We start from the raw sequence: 5,584 nt of genomic DNA, 5'->3' as shown, positions 1-5,584 counted from the left end.
CCATAGCCATCCTTTATTATTGGAACTATTAGGATAGTTAATGGAGGCAGGCCCCTGGAGATCCTTAACTCATTTATCTCAAGTGACCGGGAGTAGGTCTCTATGCTCACCACTATCGCGTCAAGCTCCGGGTCGCTTATCGCTGGGCCATAGGGGTCATCGATAACCCTTAATTCGAATCTGCTTCTCTTGAGCCCTAATTCCCTTGTTAACAGTATCTCCAGGTTCCTTAGCCTCTCCTCCACATTCCTCACCTTGTACTGCTTATACTTCTGGGCAAAGGCGTCGCTCGTTACTCCTATCAATACTTTATCCCCATGCTTCATCGCCTCGAAGAGGAGGACTATGTGCCCGCTGTGCAGTGAATCGAATGTACCCCCCAGGGCAACCTTGGAGAACCGCATTGATATATGTATCCATATCCATTTAAAAACCTTACCATGTGGGAGACTTGTGAAGACTGCGTCTAGTCTGGATGAATTGCTTGGATTACGGGTTTATATAACGAATACGCCTGGCAGCGGTGGATCAATAAGAGAGACCCTCGAGGACTTCCAGGTAAGAGAGGTATTAATCGATGGCTCCATCCTGCCCGATCAACATCCAGTTCCCAGGCCTGGACAATGGACTTGGAGCATAGTTAGGAAGAGGGGCATAGATACGTTCACCATGATTGATAGATTATCGTTGAGGCTAAAGGTGCCTCTAGGCAGGATAAGTTATGCTGGACTGAAAGATGCTAAGGCAGTCACTGTCCAGGCAGTATCAATCCTCGGCGTGAGGCCCCAGGACTTGCTGGGCTTGAGGGATGATGACCTCGANGTGTTGGATGCATTTACAATGGATGAGCCATGCACCTCAAAGTCAATATACGGCAATAAATTCGATATAGTGATTAAGGGAGGAAACTGGGATATTATTCAGGAAACCCTAGAGGAGATTCGCGAGAGGGGTCTCCCCAACTTCTTTGGGTACCAGAGATTTGGGACAAGGCGGCCCAATACCCATATCGTTGGGAAGAAAATAATTGAGGGGCGCTTTGAGGAGGCCATTGCCGAGATAGCTGGATCCCCTAGGCAGGAGGAGCCGGAAGCCGCTAAGGAAGCAAGGGAACTATTTGATTCGGGGAGGCTGCGGGAAGCCATCGACTCATACCCATCAAGCTATAGGGCCGAGAGAATCGTGGCTAGTTACTTACTGAATCACCCAGGCGACTTCATTGGCGCATTGAGGAGATTACCCCTTGAGTTGCTGCGGCTATATGTTGAGTCCTACCAATCCTACTTATTCAATAAATCGCTCAGCGAGAGGATAAGGAGGGAACTACCGATAAATTCAGCCATTGAGGGAGACAGCGTTTTGCTGCTTGATGAGAAGGGCTTGCCAACCATTCATAGAATGATAGTTACCAGCACAATTAAGGATAGAATTAATTCATTAATAGCGAGGAATAGGGCAGCGGTTGCCGGTGCATTGATTGGATACAAGACTAACGAGGCCGCATTAAGAGAATGGGAGAATGATATTCTCCACGAGGAGGGAGTAAGCCCCAGATCCTTTAAGTTAAAGGCTATTCCGGAGGCGTCGGCAAGCGGTGGATGGAGAATCCTAGATGCAGCGCCTCGAATAGAAAATATTGAATTTAATCCTATTAAACTCAGCTTCCTGCTGAGGCGCGGAATGTATGCCACAATATTGATTAGGGAATTAATAAAGCCAAGCAATCCGGTTAATTGCGGCTGCTGATAAAACGAACGACAAGTATCGTCCTTTAGGGCGGGGAGGAGGTCAGTATCGGGATTAGCAATAGAAGCAAACATAATTTCAAGCCATTTCAGCCCTAAAGGGCGAAGCATCGCAATTTTAGGGATGCGAAGCGCTTAAAACTTAGACGGGGAGAGGCATTAGCGTGAGGATAACGTATGCGGGGAGGAGGGCGATCTATGAAGAATTACTGGAATTAACCAGCGACACCATTGTAAGCATTGAGTACATTGATGACCCTAATAATTGCGGTTGCGGTGATTTAATGCTTCTTGATTATTATATTGATTCGAACTGTAATGCGTACAGGATAGATAATGACGTTACGCGTAAGTTGGCTAGATTCATGGCTGGCGAGACCAATGATTTAATGGTGGGGGCAGACGCTGGAAGCAAGAGGTTCGGCATAGTGCTTATGAGCGGCAATGAATTGCTCATGCATGCAACGCTGACTCCGAGGAGGGCGGTCTCCATGCTTAAGGAGCTTAGAGGATCACTAGCAATAGGCAATAATGCATTGGGGAGAAGCTTTGTGAGAGAGGTAAATGCATGCGGCGTCTTTGACTCTGTTACTCTGGTTAATGAAGCGGAAGCAGCGGGGAAGCGGGATTGGCTTAGGGATAGGTATCCATCCCTTGAGTCCGATGAATTGGATGCTGTTGCCATAGCCTTATCAAGCGCTGGCGGCATCGATGCGTGTCATAGGCAAAAAATTAAAATTACCTGATAAAAGGCTTTGGTTAGATGTCTCAACAATCAACAGAAAGCGGTGGAGAACTTGCCATAGTCGGCGAGAAAGTCAATAAATTACTTGGTAGACGGGAGCTAGTTATCAATATTCAACACATGGGTGGCTCTNCCCCCACCAGACTGCAAGTGAGGGAGAGGGCGGCTTCAATGCTGGGCGTCAAGCAAAGCCAAGTATATGTAGTGGAGATCAGGACTAGTTATGGCCTCGGCAAGTCAATCGCCAAGGTGCATGTCTATAACGATGAGAAAATGGGCGAGGCAATTGAACCCCTCTACATTAAGTTAAGGAATATGCCGCCCGAGGAGGCTAAGAAAATCCGTGACGCAATTAAGGCGAAGAAACCCAAGAAGGGCGCGAAGAAGGGTGGATCCAAATGACCGACGTGAAGGCCAGGGCTCATCTCTGGTATACCATTGATATGGAGAACGGCGTCTTCAAATTCAACAGGAGGTACTGTCCCCGATGCGGTTCCGTCATGGCATTCCATAAAGAGCCAACCCCGAGGTGGCACTGCGGCAAGTGTAACTACACTATTTTCGAGACGGGTTCACGGGGAGGAGCGGGCGGCGGCAAAGGTAGGCGCCACGGCGCTTCCCAGTGATAATCATAGGCATCGAATCAACGGCGCACACCCTAGGCATAGGGGCAGTAAATGAGGAGGGCGAGATTCTGCTGAACGAGTGGAGCACCTATATCCCGCCAAGCGGGGTTGGCATTCATCCTCGAGAGGCAGCTGAGCACCATGTACGGGTTGCGCCGGAATTACTTAAGAAAACATTTGCTGCAATCAACGCCAGGGAAGTAAGCGGAGTAGCTTTCTCCCGGGGGCCTGGACTCGGGCCTGCGCTCAGGGTTGGCGCGACTATAGCTAGAACGCTGGCGTTGAGGCTTGGAAAGCCACTGGTGCCCGTTCATCACGGAGTAGCGCATATAGAGATAGCTCGATTAGCCACGGGGGCAAGGGATCCCTTGATTTTATTGGTATCAGGAGGACACACAATGGTGCTGGCTCACTCCGGTGATAGATATAGGGTTTTTGGGGAGACCCTGGACGTGGCCGTGGGCAACTGCATAGATATGTTCGCTAGGGAGGCTGGATTCGGGTTCCCCGGCGTTCCTAGGGTGGAGGAATGCGCGGCGAGGGGATCGCGGTACATTGAGTTACCCTATAATGTTGTTGGCCAGGATGTATACTTCGCCGGCATATATACTAAGGCACTCGATTTATTGAGGAGAGGAGAAAATATTGGGGATGTGTGCCTCAGCTTCATTGAGACGATTTACTATATGCTGGCGGAGGTAGTTGAGCGTGGAATCGCCTTGACAGGCAAGAAGGAGCTCGTATTGGCGGGCGGCGTTGCTAGGAGCAGGCGATTAATCGATATCATGAATAACGTTGCGAATGAATTCAATTCAAGGCTCCTCGTTGTGCCTCATCAATTGGCTGGCGATAATGGCGCAATGATTGCGTGGACCGGATTATTGGCGTTGAAGAGCGGTTTACAGATAAGCATTGAGGAAAGCATAGTGAAGCAGCGGTGGAGAATCGATGAGGTGCCAACCCCATGGTTTAATCGCTCAAAGCCATTCATTAATGATGAGGCGGAGAACCGGAGCCGGGTTCCAGAGCCCCATTAATCAGTAAGGAAAAAATAAAAGGAGAAGGGGACTTAGGTTATTCATGAATAATAAATTAGTGATAGCGATAATAGCCGTGGTCCTAGTGGCTGCGGCAATAGTCTTAGTAACCGCGATTAAACCTAAGACTAAGTCACCAACTCCTCCAACCATTACAACTCAACCCATTAATACAACGACTCAAGTCAATGCTTCTCAAATACTCCTCACCGAGTTCCGGTATGGGGTGTCGGATTGGCTTCAATGGACCTGCATATATAATAATTACTCAGCCACTGATGCCCTCTCCGCCATTAATGAATCATACGTGATTAACCTGTATTATAATGTTAAGTATGAGAACACGAGGAATATAACATATGAATTGCTTTACCCGGGATTAATTCATGAATATCTAGCCAACAAATACCCAAGCTGTGACTCAATGCCTAGCTTGAATAAGTCCCTAAGCATAGTTAGCGGGGCATTGAGTTACATTAATGAGACTGCCTCAATGATGGGAATACCGAGCAATCAATTGGGAACCCCCCTCTTCCTGATATTCAACAATGCTACAGGTAAGTTCGCGTACGTAATAGGCGCCACTCCAAATGCATTGAATGCAACGCTCGAGGTGATTCATGGTGGTGGAACCAAGGCAAGTGACTCGCAATTAGCGTTTCTCAGAAGCATAGTTAAGTCGCGTTACTCGCTATTCTTCTCCAAGGGAAGCAATACAACCGTGGTAGAGATGCTGGATCCCGTGTGCCCCTTCTGCGCAGTGTTCTATTATCAATATGGCGGAAAGATGGGTTCCCTTCCCGTGAACCTGCTTTTCTTATACTTCCCAACGCATGTAATGGATTATTACTATGGCGCACTTCAATCTAGGTAATCATAATTACCATTCGCGAAACGTATTTATTTAAGAATCAATGTTAAAACACATGCGGCAGGGGCTCGGCGCTCTTGTGATCATGATCCTGGTCGGTTACTTATTAATAATGGTGAGCGCCGCCCCAAGTAACTGGGAGTCCATGATGCTGTTCACTGCTTTTTTCCTGGGGACACAGATACCGGCCATATTATTATCGTCGAGGATCGGCAATAGGGATGCCTTGGCAATATCAATGGCCATGGCAGGCATTGGGGCCTACCTTAGACAGGTTAATCCCTACCTTAACTCAGCCATAATTGGGGCCGCCATGGGCATATACTTCACATCAATGGTATCAGTGGTTGGATTGGCCCTCGGCGTAATGGGCAAGACTAGGCATGTCATACCATCTTATGTATTTCTACTGTCTACTGGGCTACTCGTTAGTTCCCTGGCGTCTAATTGGGGGGATGAATATGGATACATGATGGCCGGCGGATTATTGATTACCGGCTTAATAATATCTCTTTCGCCAAATATAATAAAGGTGCATAACATTCACTTAAGGCAGGTAG

At 48.0% G+C, this 5,584-nt stretch carries 7 protein-coding genes; 6 read left to right on the top strand and 1 reads right to left on the bottom strand.

Annotated features, from left to right (window positions below):
* The coding region (locus tag AT710_09080) for a phosphopantetheine adenylyltransferase (protein ID KUO90430.1) at window positions 1-410 on the bottom strand (410 nt) is incomplete at its 3' end.
* A gap of 43 nt (window positions 411-453) precedes the next feature.
* Here AT710_09080 and AT710_09075 point away from each other — a divergent pair.
* The 6 genes from AT710_09075 to AT710_09050 form a co-directional block, all read left to right on the top strand.
* Complete coding sequence (locus AT710_09075) at window positions 454-1,746, top strand: hypothetical protein (GenBank protein KUO90429.1); 1,293 nt, start codon at window positions 454-456, stop codon at window positions 1,744-1,746.
* A gap of 163 nt (window positions 1,747-1,909) precedes the next feature.
* Window positions 1,910-2,491 carry a hypothetical protein gene (locus AT710_09070; protein ID KUO90428.1) on the top strand — a complete coding sequence of 194 codons (582 nt, stop codon included), beginning with the start codon at window positions 1,910-1,912 and terminating at the stop codon, window positions 2,489-2,491.
* Window positions 2,492-2,508: 17 nt separating this feature from the next.
* The gene (locus AT710_09065; GenBank protein KUO90427.1) at window positions 2,509-2,892 is read left to right on the top strand and encodes a hypothetical protein; all 384 of its coding nucleotides are present in this window, start codon (window positions 2,509-2,511) and stop codon (window positions 2,890-2,892) included.
* A gap of 220 nt (window positions 2,893-3,112) precedes the next feature.
* Window positions 3,113-4,153 (top strand): UGMP family protein, encoded by a 1,041-nt coding sequence (locus AT710_09060; protein ID KUO90426.1) that lies wholly within the window; start codon window positions 3,113-3,115, stop codon window positions 4,151-4,153.
* Window positions 4,154-4,196: 43 nt separating this feature from the next.
* Window positions 4,197-5,027, top strand: coding sequence for a hypothetical protein (locus tag AT710_09055; GenBank protein KUO90425.1), 831 nt, complete (start codon window positions 4,197-4,199; stop codon window positions 5,025-5,027).
* A gap of 52 nt (window positions 5,028-5,079) precedes the next feature.
* On the top strand, window positions 5,080-5,584 hold a 505-nt coding region (locus tag AT710_09050; protein KUO90424.1), incomplete at its 3' end, for a hypothetical protein.

It is taken from the genome of Thermocladium sp. ECH_B (assembly GCA_001516585.1).
Lineage (GTDB): Archaea > Thermoproteota > Thermoprotei > Thermoproteales > Thermocladiaceae > Thermocladium.
This window is presented reverse-complemented; position numbering and strand designations above follow the sequence as displayed.

Bases quoted from the DNA above. Each gene is read 5' to 3' on its own strand.
- AT710_09055 (KUO90425.1), top strand. From the start codon at position 4,197: ATGAATAATAAATTAGTGATAGCGATAATAGCCGTGGTCCTAGTGGCT.